At 65.0% G+C, this 17498-nt stretch carries 18 protein-coding genes and 1 pseudogene; 14 read left to right on the top strand and 5 right to left on the bottom strand.

Annotated elements, in window-relative coordinates:
• Positions 1-1025: 1025 nt before the first annotated feature.
• Positions 1026-1664, bottom strand: a complete 639-nt coding sequence (locus FHT02_RS07935; protein WP_184086330.1) for a carbonic anhydrase — start codon at positions 1662-1664, stop codon at positions 1026-1028.
• A 229-nt stretch (positions 1665-1893) separates the two neighbouring features.
• Positions 1894-2769, bottom strand: a complete 876-nt coding sequence (gene serB, locus FHT02_RS07940) for a phosphoserine phosphatase SerB (protein ID WP_184087022.1) — start codon at positions 2767-2769, stop codon at positions 1894-1896.
• A 132-nt stretch (positions 2770-2901) separates the two neighbouring features.
• On the opposite strand from serB, the gene miaA reads away from it, so the two are divergent.
• From miaA to FHT02_RS07985, 10 genes and pseudogenes are all read left to right on the top strand, one after another.
• On the top strand, positions 2902-3822 hold the full coding sequence (miaA, locus tag FHT02_RS07945; protein WP_184086332.1) for a tRNA (adenosine(37)-N6)-dimethylallyltransferase MiaA: 921 nt from the start codon (positions 2902-2904) through the stop codon (positions 3820-3822).
• A gap of 69 nt (positions 3823-3891) precedes the next feature.
• A pseudogene (gene ilvB / locus FHT02_RS07950) lies at positions 3892-5646 on the top strand (biosynthetic-type acetolactate synthase large subunit); the annotation flags it as partial.
• Positions 5647-5649: 3 nt separating this feature from the next.
• Entirely contained in the window at positions 5650-6165 is a 516-nt protein-coding gene (ilvN, locus tag FHT02_RS07955; RefSeq protein WP_184086342.1) for an acetolactate synthase small subunit, read from the top strand.
• 33 nt (positions 6166-6198) lie between these two features.
• A complete protein-coding gene (gene ilvC / locus FHT02_RS07960; protein ID WP_184086344.1) occupies positions 6199-7218 on the top strand; it encodes a ketol-acid reductoisomerase in 1020 nt (339 codons plus the stop codon).
• A gap of 128 nt (positions 7219-7346) precedes the next feature.
• Entirely contained in the window at positions 7347-8006 is a 660-nt protein-coding gene (locus FHT02_RS07965; RefSeq protein WP_184086345.1) for a YceI family protein, read from the top strand.
• A 136-nt stretch (positions 8007-8142) separates the two neighbouring features.
• Positions 8143-8763: a GTP cyclohydrolase I FolE gene (gene folE, locus FHT02_RS07970; protein WP_184086347.1), complete on the top strand. Its 621-nt coding sequence runs from the start codon at positions 8143-8145 to the stop codon at positions 8761-8763.
• Positions 8763-9527, top strand: coding sequence for an SDR family oxidoreductase (locus FHT02_RS07975; protein WP_184086349.1), 765 nt, complete (start codon positions 8763-8765; stop codon positions 9525-9527). The genes folE and FHT02_RS07975 overlap by 1 nt, the downstream gene beginning before the upstream one ends.
• Complete coding sequence (locus tag FHT02_RS07980) at positions 9520-9870, top strand: dihydroneopterin aldolase (RefSeq protein WP_184086351.1); 351 nt, start codon at positions 9520-9522, stop codon at positions 9868-9870. The genes FHT02_RS07975 and FHT02_RS07980 overlap by 8 nt, the downstream gene beginning before the upstream one ends.
• Before the next feature lie 75 nt (positions 9871-9945).
• Positions 9946-10080, top strand: coding sequence for a hypothetical protein (locus tag FHT02_RS22215; protein ID WP_281393078.1), 135 nt, complete (start codon positions 9946-9948; stop codon positions 10078-10080).
• A 57-nt stretch (positions 10081-10137) separates the two neighbouring features.
• Entirely contained in the window at positions 10138-10935 is a 798-nt protein-coding gene (locus FHT02_RS07985; RefSeq protein ID WP_221239373.1) for an SDR family oxidoreductase, read from the top strand.
• 44 nt (positions 10936-10979) lie between these two features.
• Here the strand turns inward: FHT02_RS07985 and leuA are convergent, their stop codons facing one another.
• Positions 10980-12638, bottom strand: a complete 1659-nt coding sequence (gene leuA / locus FHT02_RS07990; RefSeq protein ID WP_184086353.1) for a 2-isopropylmalate synthase — start codon at positions 12636-12638, stop codon at positions 10980-10982.
• Between the two features lie 258 nt (positions 12639-12896).
• On the opposite strand from leuA, the gene FHT02_RS07995 reads away from it, so the two are divergent.
• Positions 12897-13295 (top strand): BLUF domain-containing protein, encoded by a 399-nt coding sequence (locus FHT02_RS07995; RefSeq protein WP_184086355.1) that lies wholly within the window; start codon positions 12897-12899, stop codon positions 13293-13295.
• Between the two features lie 19 nt (positions 13296-13314).
• On the opposite strand, the gene FHT02_RS08000 is transcribed toward FHT02_RS07995, so the two are convergent.
• Positions 13315-14298, bottom strand: a complete 984-nt coding sequence (locus FHT02_RS08000; RefSeq protein ID WP_184086357.1) for a Gfo/Idh/MocA family protein — start codon at positions 14296-14298, stop codon at positions 13315-13317.
• A complete protein-coding gene (locus FHT02_RS08005; RefSeq protein WP_184087024.1) occupies positions 14295-15263 on the bottom strand; it encodes an MDR/zinc-dependent alcohol dehydrogenase-like family protein in 969 nt (322 codons plus the stop codon). Before FHT02_RS08005 ends, FHT02_RS08000 begins: the two co-directional genes overlap by 4 nt.
• A gap of 116 nt (positions 15264-15379) precedes the next feature.
• On the opposite strand from FHT02_RS08005, the gene FHT02_RS08010 reads away from it, so the two are divergent.
• From FHT02_RS08010 to FHT02_RS08020, 3 genes are all read left to right on the top strand, one after another.
• A complete protein-coding gene (locus FHT02_RS08010) occupies positions 15380-15586 on the top strand; it encodes a hypervirulence associated TUDOR domain-containing protein (protein ID WP_184086359.1) in 207 nt (68 codons plus the stop codon).
• Between the two features lie 32 nt (positions 15587-15618).
• Entirely contained in the window at positions 15619-15888 is a 270-nt protein-coding gene (locus tag FHT02_RS08015; RefSeq protein WP_184086361.1) for an SWIB/MDM2 domain-containing protein, read from the top strand.
• A 536-nt stretch (positions 15889-16424) separates the two neighbouring features.
• Positions 16425-17468 (top strand): rod shape-determining protein, encoded by a 1044-nt coding sequence (locus FHT02_RS08020; RefSeq protein ID WP_184086363.1) that lies wholly within the window; start codon positions 16425-16427, stop codon positions 17466-17468.
• Positions 17469-17498 lie beyond the last annotated feature (30 nt).

The following is a 17498-nucleotide window of genomic DNA, read 5'->3' on the forward strand; positions in this document are numbered from 1 at the left end:
CTAGACCTACGAAATGCGCCATCGCTCTCACTCCTTCCCTCGATGCACGAGGTCAGGTTCGACCCCGATCCAGGCATCGTACGTGAAGGGGCTGCCATTCCATCTGCTTTCGAAACGCAGCCGCCGCGATACACCATCTTTGGGCGGCTCCTGCCGGGCAGCTTTGATCCGCTGTCGGGCGGACAGCGGTTCAGCGGCCTTCAGCGTCAAAGTTCCGTTAGCGGTCTCTACCGATCCGCTTCGCAGAGTGTCTCAAGGACACGACGGCTAGAGATTTCATAGACGACATTTACCTGGTCACAGCCTGCCCAGAGGAGTTTAGGTAGGTCGTCAGCCTTATCAAACCATCGCCTAGTGCCTGCGGCGATTTGCTCAATAGGCTCGTCCTCTTCGGCACTGCATGCCCGAGAGGAGTTTCCGGGCATCACGACTGTACATGGTGCGGTCGGCGAATTGATAGGAATGGAATAGGAGCCGATGACTCGATCTTGCCCGGCAAAAGCGTAGCTCCGACCGTAAGCACTCAATGGCTGGGAGCCTTTCGGAAGCACAACAGACCCTTCGATGCTATCCATTAAAGCTTCGTGGTGGCGGTCATTCTCATCCGGCATCGTGCAAGCGGCGAGCGATAAAACAGCAAGTACCTTCGCAGGCCAGATCAATGATTTCACCCCTTCGAATTTGGACGCCAGGGCTGGTACCGTAGCACGTTCGTCTACCCAGATGAACAAATGTCCGCTTCCGGCGCCCACACATGCGGCGCTGAACGGCTAAAATTGGGGCGCTAGCTGCCACTGGTGCTGGGAGAGCGGTGGAAGCTCCACTGCCTCCTTCGAGGCCCCTCGCCGAGTCTTACCCACCGGCCCGGCTGAGAGAACCTCTTCCTTACCTGCTGAGCGGAACGACCGCAAACGGGGGCGGAAGCCGCGTCCACGAGCGACCGACTTTGGGGCGTTTCCAGACACGCCAACCGATGCCTCCCGCCAATGCGGGTCGGAGGGGCCCGCACGAAGCGGGCCCCTTGATCACAGCCAGCGAACCTTTCCGGTGGCCAGTTCATATACCGCACCCACGACCTTGAGTTCGCCGCGGCTTTGCGGTTCGAGCAGCATGGGCTCGGAATAGACTTGAAGCCGTTCGACCATCCGCCGGACATTCTCCTCAACCGCACGCTCGATCAGATCACCGCCGGCGCCCGCACGCTCGGCTGCGATCACAGCAGGCAGGATCGGCTCGATCATTCTGCCGATGCTGCCGGGAAAGCGCGCGTCCTTGGTGACGACGTCGGTGGCAGCGGCAACGGCGCCGCACTTCTCGTGGCCCAGCACGACGATCAGCGGGACGCTGAGGGCCATGACCGAATACTCGATCGATCCCATTCCGGCGGCGTCGACATTGTTGCCGGCGCTCCGGACGATGAACAGGTCGCCAAGGCCTACGCCGAAAAGCTGCTCCGGGCCGACCCGCGAATCCGAACATCCCACCAGCGTGGCAAAAGGCTGCTGCCCCTGTGCCAGCTCCAGGCGCCGCTGGCGCGAGATGTCCGGCTCGTGCGGGGCGTCGGCAACGAAGGCCGCATTACCGGCGATCAGCCGCTGCAAAGCCTCCTCTGGCGTGGGCTGACCTGCGGGCTGCGCAATGGGCTGGGCAGATTCAGCTGGCATGGTGATACTCCTTGGTTGATCAAAGGGTGCCGTTTGGAACGCGCTAGATGTTCGGGCGGCACTGCCGTGTAAACCGCCGGACCCGCTTTGACCCTGCTCAGCAACAAGTCATTACGTTTGGTTCACGCAGCCGGCCCTCAGCTGCCACTGGCCGGCACGGCAATGCGCTCGCATGCGCCTCTCTCCGCCGCATGTGGAGAGAAGCGAACGTCATCTGCCAATCTTCGCCTTACCGCACCCACGCTTCCATGGGCACGCCCTGCGCCCATAACAGCGCGTGCAGCGGCGCATGGTCCAGCCGCACGGCGGCTGCCGCCGCTACGATCGGCTTGGCCCGATATGCCACGCCCAGTCCCGCCCGGCGGATCATCGCCAGGTCGTTGGCGCCGTCGCCCACGGCCATCGTCGCCTCTGCCGCCAGCGTCCGCTCGGCCAACGCCGCCAGCAGCGTCGCCTCCTTGGTGCCGCTGTCGACGATCGGCTTGGTCACCGTCCCGGTCAACATCCCTCCGGCGATCTCCAGCCGGTTGGCGATCACCCGCTCAAAGCCCAACTGCTCGCCCACCGGCTCGGCGAAGCGGGTGAACCCGCCCGACACCAGCACCGTCAGCGCGCCGCGCGTGCGCATCGTCCGCACCAGCGTCATGGCACCTGGCGACAGGCGCACGCGCTCGGCCAGGCAGCGGTCGATCGCGCTTTCCTCCAGCCCCTTGAGCAGCGCCACCCGCGCGTCCAACGCCGCGGCGAAATCGAGTTCGCCGCGCATCGCCCGCTCGGTCACGTCGGCGACTTCGGCCTTGATTCCCGCGTAATCGGCCAGTTCATCGATGCACTCGACGGTGATCATCGTCGAATCCATGTCGGCGATCAGCAGCTCCTTTTCGCGCCCGGCCTCGGGCTGTACGATCACGTCGGTGGCGGCAAACGCCCCCTCAAGGGCCGCTCGCGCCGCCTCCGGATGCGACACGAACAACAGGTCGGCCGCCTGCCCCGCATCGATCCAGCGCCAGGCGCCGGGCGCGCAATCCACGCCCGCCAGCCGGTCGGCGGCTTCGGAAAGCTGCCCAGCGGATAGGCCGTCTGCTACAAGCGTCGCGATGTACAACTCAAACCCCTCAAACTGGCGGGACACATCCTCCCCGTTCGTGCTGAGCTTGTCGAAGCACCGTTCTTCTGCACCCGGGGGCCGAAGCGGAACGGCCCTTCGACAACCGCAGGGCGAACGGAGGCAAGGACAGTGACTGACCTTCCAACGGTCGCGCTCATCGCAGGGCCGACCGCGAGCGGCAAGTCCGCACTCGCGCTCGCGCTGGCGCGCACGCATCGCGGCAGCGTGATCAACGCCGATTCGATGCAGGTCTATGCCGATCTCCGCATCCTCACCGCGCGCCCCACTGCCGAGGAAGAAGCCAGCGTACCCCATCGCCTGTTCGGCCATGTCGACGGCGCCGACGCCTATTCCGCCGCGCGCTGGGCCGCCGAAGCCCGCGCCGCCATTGCCGAGGCGCATGGACTCGGCCGGCTGCCGATCCTAGTTGGCGGCACCGGCCTGTATGTGCGTACCCTGCTCGACGGCATCGCCCCTGTTCCCGAGATCGATGCCGCGCTGCGCGCCGAGGTTCGCGCGCTGCCGGTTGCCGATGCGCATGCGCAATTGCAGGCGCTCGACCCGCAGGCCGCCGCGCGCCTCAACCCTGCCGATACCCTTCGCGTCGCCCGCGCGCTCGAAGTCGTCCGCGGCACCGGCAAGCCGCTTGCCGCCTGGCAGGCCGACCGGCTCGGCGGCATCGCCGATCGGATCCGCCTCGCCCCTCTGATCCTGCTCCCGGACCGCGCCTGGCTGGGGGAGCGGATCGACCGCCGCTTCGCCATCATGGCCGGCACGGGCCGCGACGAAGCCGCCGCGCTGCTCGCCCGCACTGACTTGCCCGCCGACGCGCCGGTCCTCCGCGCCATCGGCGTGCCCGAAATGCGGGCGCTGCTTGCCGGCGAAATGGAAGCAGAGGCGGCGGTGGCCCAGGGTGCATTGGCCAGCCGCCAATATGCCAAGCGGCAATATACCTGGTTCCGGCGCCAGCCACCGGCCAGCTGGCTACGTACCGGAGAGACAGAAACAAACACGTTACAACGTACATTTGAAAGAATATTATATATATAGAGCTTGACGCGTAGTTTTTGTGCGGTTAGCAGGCCGCTTCCGCAGCCTTGCTGCACACGCGAACAACAGGAGGACGCCGTGACCGAGAAAAGCGGAGCAGACATTCTGATCGAGGCGCTGACCGACCTCGGCGTGGAGGTCGTGTTCGGCTATCCCGGCGGCGCAGTGCTTCCGATCTACGATGCGCTCTTTAAACAAGAGCGCATTCGCCACATCCTCGTCCGCCACGAACAGGCCGCGACGCATGCGGCAGAGGGCTATGCCCGCTCCACCGGCAAGCCCGGCGTCGTGCTGGTCACGTCCGGACCCGGCGCGACCAACGCCGTCACCGGCATCACCGACGCGCTGCTCGACTCGATCCCGATGGTCGTCATCACCGGACAGGTGCCGACGGCACTGATCGGCACCGACGCGTTCCAGGAAGCGGACACGGTCGGCATCACCCGCCACTGCACCAAGCATAATTATCTGGTGAAGGATCCGGCCAAGCTGGCCGATACGGTGCGCGAGGCCTTCTACATCGCGACCTCGGGCCGCCCCGGCCCGGTCGTGATCGACATTCCCAAGGACGTCCAGGTCGCCACCGCCGCCTATACGCAGGCCGGGCCGATCCAGCACAAGACCTATCGCCCGCAGACCGAGCCCGATCCCGCGTTGATCGAGCAGGTCGTCGACATGCTCGCCGCGGCCGAGCGTCCGGTGCTGTACACCGGCGGCGGCATCATCAATTCGGGTCCTGAGGCCTCGCAGCTGCTCCGTGAACTGGTCGCGCTGACCGGCGCGCCGGTCACCTCGACGCTGATGGGGCTGGGCGCCCTGCCCGCTTCCGCGCCGCAATGGCTGGGGATGCTGGGCATGCACGGCACCTACGAAGCCAATTGGGCGATGAACAAGGCCGATCTGATCATCGCGGTCGGCTCGCGCTTCGACGATCGCGTCACCGGGCGGCTCGACGCCTTCGCGCCGCATGCGCGCAAGGTCCATATCGATATCGACCGGTCCAGCGTGAACAAGAATGTCCGCGTCGATCTGCCGATCATTGCGGACGCCGGATCGGCGTTGCGCGCGATGGTGTCGCTTTGGAAGACGCGCGGCCATCCAAAGCCCGATCTGTCCGAATGGTGGCGCCGGATCGAGGGTTGGCGCGCGGCCGATTGTCTGGGGTTCGAGGATCGGGGCGAAGTCATCATGCCCCAGCGCGCGATCCGTGCACTGTACGAGGCGACGAAGCACCGCCAGCCGATCATCACCACCGAGGTCGGCCAGCATCAGATGTGGGCCGCGCAGCATTTCGGCTTCGAAGCGCCTAACAAGTGGCTCACCTCGGGCGGTCTGGGCACGATGGGCTATGGCTTGCCCGCCGCGATCGGCGCGCAACTGGGCAATCCAGACGCCTTGGTGATCGACATTGCCGGCGAAGCTTCGATTCAGATGAATATTCAGGAGCTGGCGACCGCGGCCCAATACCGGCTGCCGGTCAAAATCTTCATATTAAACAATGAGTATATGGGCATGGTGCGCCAGTGGCAGGAACTGACCTACCAGTCGCGCTACTCGCAGAGCTACAGTGAGTCGCTTCCAGATTTCGTAATGCTTGCAGAGGCTTACGGGTGGAAAGGCATACGCGTCGACCGCCTGTCGGACCTCGCTGTCAGCGTCGACCAGATGCTGGCCCATGATGGTCCTGTGCTAGTGGATTGCCGCGTCGCCAAACTCGCAAACTGCTTCCCCATGATCCCATCGGGTGCCGCCCATACCGACATGATTCTCCAGGCAAACGAAGTCTCCGGCGAGATGGACGACGAAGCCAAGGCACTGGTCTAAGGCATGCACATCAAGCAAGAAACGCGCGAACGGCACACCCTTGCCGTCATCGTCGACAACGAACCCGGCATTCTCGCACGGATCGCCGGCCTGTTCACCGCGCGCGGCTACAACATCGAAAGCCTCACGGTGACCGACATCACCGAAGACGAGGCAGTGTCGCGGATCACCATCGTCACCTCTGCCTCTGCGCATGTGATGGAACAGATCATCGCCCAGCTCGAAAGGCTGGTGCCGGTGCACAAGGTCACCGATCTGACCGCACTCGGGCCGCATGTCGAACGCGAGCTCGCCTTGGTGAAGGTCGCCGGGACCGGCGACCACCGCATCGAGGCGCTGCGCCTGGCCGAAGTCTACCGCGCCCGCGTGGTGGACGCGACCATCGCCAGCTTCGTCTTCGAAGTCACCGGCGGCTCGGACAAGATCGACAAGTTCGTCGAGCTGATGCGCGAGGTCGGCCTGGTCGAAGTCGCCCGCACCGGCATCGTCGCGATCTCGCGCGGCCGCGAACCCGCTTAACTTTTCACATCGTCCGAAGGGGACCGAACTACCATGCGTGTCTATTACGATCGCGACGCCGATCTGAACCTGATCTCGTCCAAGAACATCGCCATCCTCGGCTATGGCTCGCAGGGACACGCTCACGCCCAGAACCTGCGCGACAGCGGCGTCCAGAACGTCGCCATCGCGCTGCGTCCCGGCTCGCCCTCGGCCAAGAAGGCGCAAGACGCCGGCTTCAAGGTGATGAGCAACCAGGAAGCCGCCGGCTGGGCCGACATCCTGATGATCCTTGCCCCGGACGAACACCAAGCCGCGATCTACGAGGCCGATCTCAAGGGCAACCTGAAGCCCGGCGCCGCGCTCGCCTTCGCCCACGGCCTCAACGTCCATTTCGGCCTGATCGAGCCGCCTGCGGACATCGACGTCATCATGATCGCACCCAAGGGCCCGGGTCACACGGTGCGCAGCGAATATGTCCGCGGCGGCGGCGTGCCCTGCCTGATCGCGATTCACCAGGACGCGTCGGGCAACGCGCATGACGTCGCGCTTGCCTATGCCTCGGGCGTCGGCGGCGGCCGCTCGGGGATCATCGAGACCAACTTCCGCGAGGAATGCGAGACCGACCTGTTCGGCGAGCAGGCGGTGCTGTGCGGCGGCGCCACCGCGCTGGTACAGGCCGGCTTTGAGACGCTGGTCGAGGCCGGCTATGCCCCCGAAATGGCTTATTTCGAGTGCCTGCACGAGTTGAAGCTGATCGTCGACCTGATGTATGAAGGCGGCATCGCCAACATGCGCTACTCGATCTCGAACACCGCCGAGTACGGTGACATCAAGACCGGCCCGCGCATCATCACCGAAGAGACAAAAAAGGAAATGAAGCGCGTGCTCGCCGACATCCAGTCGGGCCGCTTCGTCAAGGACTTCGTGCTCGACAACCGCGCCGGCCAGCCCGAACTTAAGGCCAGCCGCATCGCCGCCAAGCGGCACCCGATCGAGCAGGTCGGCAGCGAACTGCGCGCGATGATGCCTTGGATCGGCGCCAACAAGCTGGTCGACAAGGACAAGAACTGAGCGGCAGGGGCCGTGGCGATTTCGCCACGGCCCCGGTTCGCACCTGCGGAAACTTATGGTTTCCAACTTCCCGTTTGACCTGCGCAACGTTTCCACAGACATTTCAGCCTCCCAACAGGAGGTTTCCCATGCGCGTCCGCTTGATCGCACTCGCCGCCACGCTCGCCATTGCCGCCCCGCTTGCCATTGCCGCCCCGCTTGTCGCCCAGCAGGCAATGCAGACCCCGGGCCAAAAGAACCCAGCGCTCGTCACCGCAGGCAGCTACACCGCCGATCCTGGCCACACCCTGGTCGAGTGGACCGTGGACCATCTCGGCTTCACCCCATATTTCGGCCTCTTCGGCGATGTTTCGGGCACGCTGACGCTCGACCCTAAGAACCTCTCTGCCGCCAAGGTGGACGTGACGATCCCGGTGTCGAAGGTCACCACCGCTAGTGCCGGTCTCACCGCACACCTACTGCACGCGCCCAAGGAAGCCGGGGGCAAGCCGGACTTCTTCGGTGCCAATCCCGCCGACGCGCGCTTCGTATCGACCCGCGTGGTGGCGACCGGCCAAACCGCAAAGGTGACCGGCAACCTCACGCTTAACGGCGTCACCAAGCCGGTGACGCTCGACGCCTCCTTCTACGGCGCGGGTAAGGCGCCGGAACAGATGGGCGGCAAGGAAGCGATCGGCTTCGAAGCCAAGGGCGTGATCAAGCGCAGCGACTTCGGCGTCGCTTATGGCATCCCGATGGTGTCGGACGAGGTCAAGCTCAAGATCGTCGCGGCGTTCAACAAGAACTGATAGCAGCTCCCCGTCCACAGGGTTCTCAGGCGCGGCCTGCCGTTTACCGGCGGGCCGCGCCTTTGCTTTTGGCGGTCGGGCAAACTAACGCTGACGCGATCGACGCCGTCACCGTGACGAGGCACGAGGAACACAGATGACGAACTTCAACGCGGATCCTGAGGATGGCGACATCATCGCGCCGCTGCCCAAGATCCCGGTGCCTGACGCAGTATCCGACGCCATCCGCACGCTGCTGCGCTGGGCGGGCGACGATCCCGAGCGCGAGGGACTGCGCGACACCCCGTTGCGGGTCGCCCGTGCGTGGAAAGAATATTGCGCCGGCTATGGCGAGGACCCAGCCCAGCATCTCGACCGCGTGTTCGAGGAAGTCGGCGGCTATGACGACATCGTGCTACTCACCGGCATCCCGTTCCAGTCGCATTGCGAGCATCACATGGCGCCGATCACTGGCAAGGCCTCGATCGCCTATCTACCCAAGGATCGCGTCGTCGGTATCTCCAAGCTGGCTCGCGTGCTCCACGGCTTCGCACGGAGGCTTCAGGTCCAGGAACGCCTCACCGCCCAGGTCGCAGACTGCATCTGGGAGCGGCTCCAGCCGCAGGGCGTCGCAGTGGTGATCGAGGCGCAGCATGGCTGCATGACCGCGCGCGGCGTGCGCACCCCCGGCGTCGGCATGGTCACCAGCCGGATGATGGGCGTTTTCCGCGAGGACGAGCGCAGCCGCCAGGAAGTGCTGAAGCTGATGGGCTATTGATGCGGGTTCTCGTCACCGGCGGCGCGAAGCGGATCGGCGCGGCGATCGCCCGCCGCCTCGCGCTGCGCGGCCATGCCGTGGCGATCCATCATCATCACGCCCCGGAAGACGCCGAGGCGCTGCGCGTCGCCATCGCTGCGGCGGGCGGCATCGCGTGCATCGTCTCGGGCGAGCTTGCCGATCCGTCGACGGCCTCCGCGCTGGTTGAGGCCGCCCGTGAGGGCCTCGGCGGCACGATCGACGGCCTGGTCAACAACGCCTCGCAATTCGCCTTTGACGCCGTTCCGCTCACCGACTTCAAGCTGCTCGATCAGCATATGCGGATCAATTGCGGCGCCCCCGTCATCCTCGCCTCGGCGCTCGCCCTTCAGGACGATCTCCATCACGGCGCAGTCGTGAACCTGCTCGATCAAAAACTCGCCAACCTCAACCCCGACTTCCTCACCTACACCCTCAGCAAGGCCGCGCTCGCTACGGCCACCGAGTTGCTCGCCCGCGCTCTCGCGCCGCGTATCCGCGTCAACGCCGTGTCGCCAGGCCTGACGCTGCCCAGCCTAGATCAGACGCCTGAGGAATTTGCAGAGCATGCCCGCCAGAACCTGCTGCAGCAGCCCGTCGCGCTCGACGATGTCGCAGCCGCCGTGGAGCATCTCCTTACCAGCCGCTCGATTACCGGGCAGAACCTGTTCGTTGATTGCGGCCAGCGCTTCCTGCCGCGCGACGGCGATGTGATGTTCTCCTCGCGCGAACGCGCCAATGGCTGACTACCGCATCCTGCTCGACGACCTCGAAGTCGCCATGGGCCTTGGCATCCATGCCGCCGAGCGTGCCGCTCCCCAGCGCGTCCAGGTCACCGTCGCGATGGACTGCCGCTACCTCGCAGTGCCCGAGGACCGCATCGACGCCGTGGTCGATTACGACTTCCTCCGCACCGGCATACTGGCGCTCGCCGCCTCCCGTCATTTCGAGCTGCAGGAGGTGTTCTGCGACGCGGTCGCCGCGCTCGCCTTGCGCGATCCGCGCGTCCACCGCGTCGAGGTCCGCTCCATGAAGCTCGACATCTATCCCGACGCCCGCATCGGCTGCGAGATCATTCGCACCCGCTAAAAGCCTGCGCAGGCGCAACTTCCCAACCGCTCTTCCGTTCGAGTCACGTCTGACGACGACTTCCAGGAGAGCATCATGGCGGAACAGGGAACGACGCGGCGCGGCGTGCTGGGCAGTGCGGCAGCGGGATTGGCAGCTGCTAGCGCAGCACCGGCACTCGCCCAGGCGGCTGCCGCGGGGGCGGCGCCGCTGCGCGACCCCCGGACTTAGTTCACCGCAGGCCCGTTCGCCGAGCAGCACCAGGAATGGCCGGGGCTGCAGAGCAAGATGACTCCCCGTCCAGATTGCGGCGAAACCAGCTATCGCGGCTCGGGCCGCCTCCTGGGCCGCAAGGCGCTGATAACCGGCGGCGACAGTGGCATCGGCCGCGCCGCCGCGATCGCTTATGGTCGCGAAGGTGCCGATGTCGCGATCAACTATTATCCGAGCGAGGAGCCCGACGCGCGCGAAGTGGTCGACCTGATCCAGCGCGCGGGCCGCAAAGCCGTGGCGATCCCAATGGATATCCGCACGCGCGCCAATTGCGAAAAGATCATCGCCCACGCGGTCAGTAGCTTGGGCGGGCTCGACATCCTCGTCAACAACGCCGCCTATCAGCAGAGCAAGGCCGACATCTCCGAAATCAGCGACGAGCAGATGGTTCGCACGTTCGAAACCAACATCTTCGCTACTTTCCGCCTCAGCAAGGCGGCGATCCCGCATCTGCGCCCGGGCGCGGTGATCATCAACACCGGCTCGGTGAACAGCTATGATCCCGGAGAGGAACTGCTCGACTATGCCTCAACCAAGGGAGCAATCCTGATCTTCACCAAGGGCCTCGCCAAGCAACTCGCGAAGAAGGGTATCCGCGTCACCATGGTCGCCCCCGGGCCGTTCTGGACCCCGCTCCAGGTCGCCGGCGGCCAGCTGCCCGGCAAGCTCGGCGAGTTCGGCAAGGACACCCCGCTCGGCCGCGCCGGTCAGCCGGTCGAACTGGCAGGCCACTATGTGCTACTCGCCTCTGACGAGTCCAGCTTCACCACTGGCGGCGCGGTTGGCGCCCATGGCGGGAAGGGCAACCCTTAAGCGCGCATGACAGCCTCCCCCGCCAAAGCGGGGGAGGCTTTGGATCAAATCCGATTCGCGGCGCTCAGCACTGCACGCACCGAGGCAGTCGCGACGTCAGCATCAATCCCTGCGCCGAACACGATCTCGCCATCGGCGGTGCGGCATTCCAGATACGCCGCGGCCTGCGCGTCCGATCCGTGCCCGATTGCGTGTTCGTTATAGTCGACCACGTCGAGCACCACCCCGCACGTTTCACGCAGCGCGTCGATCACCGACGAGATCAGCCCGTTGCCCCGCCCGCCTACCGATCGAACCGCCCCATCCACCGACAAGCTACCGGCGAACGTTCGCGCGCCCGCAGCACCGCTCTCGGCATAATCCACGAGTGCGAACCGGTCCCTTTCGCCCGGCAGATACACCGTCTCGAACAGTCCGGAGATGTCTGCGGCGTTCAGCTCGCGGCTAGTTTCGTCGGCCAGCGCCTGCACGTGGCGCGAGAAATCGGCCTGCATCCGCTTGGGCAGCTTCAACCCGCGATCCTGCTCGAGCACCCAGGCGACCCCGCCCTTACCCGATTGCGAATTGACGCGAATCACTGCCTCGTAATCGCGACCCAGGTCGCGCGGGTCGATCGGAAGATAGGGCACGTTCCAAAGCTGGTCGTTGCGCGCTTCCTGCGCCGCAAAGCCCTTCTTGATTGCGTCCTGGTGACTGCCCGAAAACGCCGTGAACACCAGGTCGCCAGCGTAGGGCGTACGCGGATGAACCGGCAGATTGGTGCAATAGTTCACCGTGTTGACGATCTCGTCGATGTCGGACAGGTCGAGCCCCGGATGCACCCCCTGCGTGTACAGGTTGAGCGCAACCGTCACGAGATCGCAGTTACCGGTGCGCTCGCCATTGCCGAGCAGGCAGCCCTCGACGCGGTCGGCGCCGGCCATCAGCCCCAGTTCCGCCGCTGCGACACCGGTGCCGCGGTCATTATGCGTGTGCAGGCTGATCACCACGCTGTCACGATTGCGGATGTTGCGCCCGAACCATTCGATCTGGTCGGCGTAGATGTTGGGCGTCGCCGCCTCCACGGTAGCCGGCAAGTTGAGGATCAACGGGCGTTCGGGAGTCGGGCGCAGGATCTCCATCACCGCTTCGCAGACCTCGACCGAGAAATCGAGCTCGGCGGTCGAGAAGGTTTCGGGGCTATACTCGAAACGCCATTCGGTGTCGGGCTGCTTGGCCGCTTCGTCGCGCAGGACCTTGGCGCCGGCGACTGCAATTTCGCGCACTTCGTCGCGGGTCATCCGGAACACCACTTCGCGCCACGCCGGCGATACCGCGTTGTACAGGTGGACGATCGCCTGGCGGGCACCCTTGACGCTTTGAAACGTCGTCTCGATGAGGTCGCGACGCGATTGGGTGAGTACCTGGACGAATACATCGTCCGGGATCTTTTCCTGCTGCACCAGCCCCGAAATGAAATCGAACTCGGTCGCGCCGGCACTGGGGAATCCGACTTCGATTTCCTTCAACCCCACCTTGCACAGCAATTCGAAGAAGCGCGTCTTCTTCTCGCTGTCCATTGGATCGATCAGCGCCTGGTTCCCGTCGCGCATGTCGGTGGAGAGCCAGCGCGGCGCCCGCGTGATGGTGCGGCTCGGCCATTGCCGGTCGGGCAGATCGACTTGTGGGAAGGGACGGTATTTGACGCTGGGATCACGCAACATGGGACTGGCCTCTGCAAGGATCGCGGCCGCGCACTAGCGCAGGCGCAGGGGTGCTGGGAGCGTTGACGATACCCTTAGAGGCGTGCGCGCGCGGCGGTTCGGCCCCTAAGGGCGGATAAGTCGGAGAGGGAGCGCGATGGGCATGGCCACTATCTGGTCGACGCGGAAAGCTTTGTCCACCGTGGCAAGCATTTGCTTACACTTTCCCGGTAACCCACGAAAACAGCAAGGGAACTTGCGAAAGAGGGAAGACTTGCCATGCTTCAGTTGGTATATGTGAGCAGCGTACGGCCCGGAGCCCAAGCCGTTGATCCCGCAACGATTTTGGCCACGTCGCGAGTGAACAACACGCGCGATTCCATTACCGGATTGCTGTATTCCGACGGAACACGCTTTCTCCAAGCCCTGGAAGGTCCGGCCGACAAGGTCCAAGCCGCCTATACCCGCATCAAGGCCGATCCTCGCCACCGCGCCGTGGTGATGCTGTCCGAGCGCGAGATCGAGACGCGCGAATTCGGCGAATGGGCCATGGCGCACAAGACGCCGGACAGCGACGGGACGGCATTCATCAATCAAGTGAACGCACTGTCGGCCAGCGCCTCGCCCGATGTGCGCGCGACTTTTGAAAGCTTCGCGCAGGTTCGCCGGGGCGCCTGACGTCCCGGACCGTACAACGCTACCGTGCGTAGATGCGGTCGATCACTTCAGCGACGCGCACCAGCCCCTGCGCCTCCGCGTCGAACCGCTCGCCCGCCGCAAGCCGGCACGCCCAGTCCGCCGCCGCGCGCCCGCCCCAAGGCTCGGGCGGCGTGGTCAGGGTTTCGCCGCCGGTCCCGGTGAAGTGCCGGCTTTCGAAGTCGTAGAACGACCCGCCGACATTGCGCTGGGAGGCACCGCCACCGGTGCCGTAGAAATCGGCGGCGATCACGGCCTCCTGACCTGCGTGCAGCTTCCACGAACAGGCGAGCCGCACCGCAGCGCCGCCAGCCAGTTCCAGCTGCGCGACTGCATAATCCTCGACCGTATCCGTCCCGGTCAGCGGCGCGCCACCCGCGAACAGCTGCGAATGCACCGCAGTGACTTCAGGAAAGCCGAGCACCCACAGCGCCAGATCGACCAAGTGCACGCCCAGATCCATGACGCAGCCACCGCCGGCGAACTTGGGATCATAGAACCACGGCTTGTCCGGGCCGTAGGCGTTGTGGAAAACCAGATCGGCGGCAAACACCCGCCCGAGCGAACCGTTGCGGGCAAGCTCGGCGACGCGCTGGGTCCCTTCCTGGTAGCGATAGGAAAAGTCGACGCAGAGCAGCCGGTCGGCGGCGCGGGCCGCCTCCACAACTGCGCGCGCCTCGTCGGCGGTGCGGCCGAGCGGTTTCTGGCAGAACACCGCCAGCCCGGCATTCAGCGCGGCGATCGACTGTTCGGCGTGCAGCGCGCTTGGCGTGGCGATCACCAGCCCGTCGAGGCCGAGCGCGAGCAGCCCGTCGAGCCCGTCGACCACCGGCGCTTCGGGCGCGAGCTTCTGCGCCTCGGCGACCATGTCGGCGGACGGATCGGCAATCCCGGCGACTTCGACGGCGCCCGTTTCGACGACCGCTTCCATGCGGTGCCGGCCGATCCAGCCGGTGCCGAGGAAACCTACCCGTGGCTTGCTCATGCGGGTTCCGCCTCGAAGGTCACCAGCGCCTTCACGAAGCCATCGGGCTTGTCGCGCGTGTCGTTAAGCGCGTCGCCGAGTCGGTCCAGCCCATAGCGATGCGTGTAGAGCGGTCGCGGGTCGAGCCGGCCGCTCGCCACGGCCTCCACCGCATCGCGGAGGCCGTGCATCTGCACCTCGGGATCGCGCTCATGCGCGCTGACGATGTCGATGCCCTTCCAGTTCCACATCTGCATGTTGACCTGGCGCGGACCATCCTGGTGATAACCCGCGATCACGAGCCTGCCGCCCTCGCACACCAGCTCGCCGGCCAAATCGAGCGGCCATTGCTTGCCGACCGCCTCGATCACGCGCTCGCAGCCCTTGCCTCCGGTCAGGGTGCGGACATCCTCCAGAATGCGCCAATGGTCGTCCATGACGATGACCTCGTCGGCGCCATAGCTGCGGGCCAATGCAAGCGAGCTTTCGCGCCGCGAGATTGCGACGACCCGCGCGCCGGCATCCTTGGCAAGGCGAGTGAGTACAGCGCCAAGGAAGCCGATGCCGATGATCGCCACGGTCTGACCCGGACGGATGTCGCTGCGCCGGAAGATGTTGAATGCGCAGCCGAGCGGCTCACCGGGGAATGGCTCGTTCTTCAGGCTCTCGGGAAGCTTCACCACTGCGTCGGCCTTGGCCAGATCAAACTCGGCGAAACTCTTGAACGAGAGCGCCGCGACGCGCTCGCCGACCGTCAGGTTCGCGACATCCGCGCCCACGGCGTCGATCACGCCCCAGCCTTCATGCCCCATGCCGCCGGGCTCGGTGGGGAACTGCATCCATTCAGGGCCTTCCCACGGCGTGATGTTCGAGGCACAAACCCCGCAGCCTTCCAGCCGAATGCGCACTTCGCCCGCCCCTGGTTCCGGCCGCTCCACCTGGTGGACGGCAAACGCACGGGGGCCGGTAAACACGGCCGCAAGCATCTTGTTCAAAGAAGAACCCCTTTCGGTGAGCCGAACGGCGCATGCGGCCAAGCGTTCCACGCACGCAACATTTTCGGAGCGCCGGGCGCTTTACCTGCGTCAGCAGGAGAATCCCGATGTCCGAAGACCTGAAAAAGGGCGACCATGTGAGCTGGAAATCGTACGGTGGCACCGCCCATGGCAAAGTCGTGACTAGACAGACGAGCGATACCAAGATCAAAGGGCATCAGGTCCGTGCCTCCAAGGACGACCCGCAGTTCATCGTGGAGAGCGAGAATGGCGGGAAAGCGGCGCACAAGCCGGGGGCATTGACCAAGGATTAGCCCGGGGGACGGGCGAAACAGGAGAAGAACACATGGCCGAGACTAAAGCAGCTGGCGGCGCCAAGGGTGGTATCGCGAAGCCCGTAACCCCTTCGGCGGAACTGGCCGCGATCGTCGGCAAGGACGATCTGCCCCGCAGCGAGATCGTCAGCAAGATGTGGGAATACATCAAGAAGCACAACCTCCAGAACCCTGAAAACAAGCGGGAAATCCTGGCGGATGACAAGCTTGAGAAGATCTTCGACGCCAAGAAGGTGACGATGTTCGAGATGAACAAGCACATCTCCAAGCACGTCAAGTAAGCGGCTGCCGGCCAGGTGCCGGCGTCGACTAAATCGAACGGGGCGGGTCTTCCACCGAAGGCCCGCCCCGAATGCGTTCGGAACGCATCGCGTCCGCACGGTGCGGGCGTGCGGCAACCCGCCTGGCCGGGCGGCGTGACATGGCGCTTCGGGTGGAGCCGCGATGAGCGAATCGGCGGGCAAGTCGGGTCGTACCGGGTGATTGGACGGTGGAACCCGGAACTTCGCGCGGTGCCGTGCCACCATTTCGCTTACTATCCGGCCTTGTGGCGGCCAAGGGGCAAGCACCGGGCTCGCGGCGTAAGCACCGCAGTCCAGCCCGAAACCGGGGGCCGACTTGCGCCCCAGATGTAGCCATTCGGTTTTATCGTTGCGATGCCTGAAACCTGCTGCCCGGCTCCATTCGCAGGCAGTGCGCGTCTTCGGCTGAATGTGCTTGACCAGCCTCTTGCACAGGCTCAACCGGACTTCTCCACGCGATCGATGGGTTACTCACTTGGTCGTGAGCCGACGGCGACGCCAACAGATCGAGCCTGATGCGCCTTCCCGGCCTGCTATCCCGCGCCCCTGATGATCTCGCGATTGACCTCGGCACCGTGAACACCGTCGTGTACCTGCGCGACAGAGGCGTGGTTCTTAACGAGCCTTCGATCGTCGCCTTGGAACGGGTCGGTGGAACCTTGCGCGTGCGGGCAGTTGGCGCGGAGGCGAAGCTTATGCTGGGCAAGACGCCCGAGAACATCAGCACGATCCGTCCGATGCGGGACGGCGTGATCGCCGACATCGACGTCGCGGAGCAGATGATCAAATACTTCATCGACAAAGCACGGGGCGGCGCAAGCAAGTTCGGCCGGCGGCCTGAGATCGTCATCAGCATTCCCAGCAGCGCGACGATGGTGGAACGGCGGGCGATCCAGCAGGCGGCGACCAGCGCGGGCGCCCGCAAGGTGAATCTGATCGAGGAATCCATGGCCGCGGCGATCGGCGCGGGATTGCCCGTGACCGAACCCCTGGGCGCGATGGTCGTCGACATAGGTGGCGGCACGACGGAGGTCGCGATCCTTTCGCTTCGCGGACTTGCGTACAGCGCGTCGGTTCGCGTGGGCGGCGACCGAATGGACGAGGCGATCGCTTCGGGAATTCGACGCAAGCATAACCTGATGATCGGCGAAGCCACAGCCGAGCGCATAAAGGTTCAAATCGGCGTCGCGCAGATGCCTGCGGACGGCGTCGGCAAGTCGATGAAAGTGCGTGGGCGCGATTTGGTTAAGGGCATGCCGAGCGAGGTCGAAGTGAACCAGGCGGAGATAGCCCAGTACCTCAGCGACCTGACGGCGCAGATCGTGGAGGCAACGCTCTCCGCGCTCGAAAAGACCGGGCCTGAGCTTTCTTCCGACATCTACGACCAAGGTATCGTCATGACGGGCGGAGGCAGCCTGCTCCGAGATCTGGACAAGGTTCTCTCCAAGGCCACCGGACTGCCGGTCATCGTTGCGGAAAACGCCCTGATGTGCGTGGCTGCGGGCGCTGGGCGTGCCTTGGAGGATCCGGTGTATCGCGGTGTGATGTCCGACGGCTAGGCTTCAGGTGCCCGCTACTGTCATCCATGC

This window comes from Sphingomonas xinjiangensis (assembly GCF_014199255.1).
GTDB classification, from domain to species: domain Bacteria; phylum Pseudomonadota; class Alphaproteobacteria; order Sphingomonadales; family Sphingomonadaceae; genus Sphingomonas; species Sphingomonas xinjiangensis.

What these genes read in the sequence shown, in the direction of transcription:
- FHT02_RS08010 (WP_184086359.1), top strand. Translation starts at nt 15,380, where the DNA reads ATGTCCGAAGACCTGAAAAAGGGCGACCATGTGAGCTGGAAATCGTAC.
- FHT02_RS07935 (WP_184086330.1), bottom strand. Translation starts at nt 1,664, where the DNA reads ATGCCAGCTGAATCTGCCCAGCCCATTGCGCAGCCCGCAGGTCAGCCC.
- FHT02_RS07985 (WP_221239373.1), top strand. Translation starts at nt 10,138, where the DNA reads ATGACTCCCCGTCCAGATTGCGGCGAAACCAGCTATCGCGGCTCGGGC.
- ilvC (WP_184086344.1), top strand. Translation starts at nt 6,199, where the DNA reads ATGCGTGTCTATTACGATCGCGACGCCGATCTGAACCTGATCTCGTCC.
- FHT02_RS22215 (WP_281393078.1), top strand. Translation starts at nt 9,946, where the DNA reads ATGGCGGAACAGGGAACGACGCGGCGCGGCGTGCTGGGCAGTGCGGCA.
- FHT02_RS07965 (WP_184086345.1), top strand. Translation starts at nt 7,347, where the DNA reads ATGCGCGTCCGCTTGATCGCACTCGCCGCCACGCTCGCCATTGCCGCC.
- folE (WP_184086347.1), top strand. Translation starts at nt 8,143, where the DNA reads ATGACGAACTTCAACGCGGATCCTGAGGATGGCGACATCATCGCGCCG.
- FHT02_RS07980 (WP_184086351.1), top strand. Translation starts at nt 9,520, where the DNA reads ATGGCTGACTACCGCATCCTGCTCGACGACCTCGAAGTCGCCATGGGC.
- FHT02_RS08005 (WP_184087024.1), bottom strand. Translation starts at nt 15,263, where the DNA reads ATGCTTGCGGCCGTGTTTACCGGCCCCCGTGCGTTTGCCGTCCACCAG.
- FHT02_RS07995 (WP_184086355.1), top strand. Translation starts at nt 12,897, where the DNA reads ATGCTTCAGTTGGTATATGTGAGCAGCGTACGGCCCGGAGCCCAAGCC.
- FHT02_RS07975 (WP_184086349.1), top strand. Translation starts at nt 8,763, where the DNA reads ATGCGGGTTCTCGTCACCGGCGGCGCGAAGCGGATCGGCGCGGCGATC.
- FHT02_RS08015 (WP_184086361.1), top strand. Translation starts at nt 15,619, where the DNA reads ATGGCCGAGACTAAAGCAGCTGGCGGCGCCAAGGGTGGTATCGCGAAG.
- leuA (WP_184086353.1), bottom strand. Translation starts at nt 12,638, where the DNA reads ATGTTGCGTGATCCCAGCGTCAAATACCGTCCCTTCCCACAAGTCGAT.
- ilvN (WP_184086342.1), top strand. Translation starts at nt 5,650, where the DNA reads ATGCACATCAAGCAAGAAACGCGCGAACGGCACACCCTTGCCGTCATC.
- FHT02_RS08000 (WP_184086357.1), bottom strand. Translation starts at nt 14,298, where the DNA reads ATGAGCAAGCCACGGGTAGGTTTCCTCGGCACCGGCTGGATCGGCCGG.
- FHT02_RS08020 (WP_184086363.1), top strand. Translation starts at nt 16,425, where the DNA reads ATGCGCCTTCCCGGCCTGCTATCCCGCGCCCCTGATGATCTCGCGATT.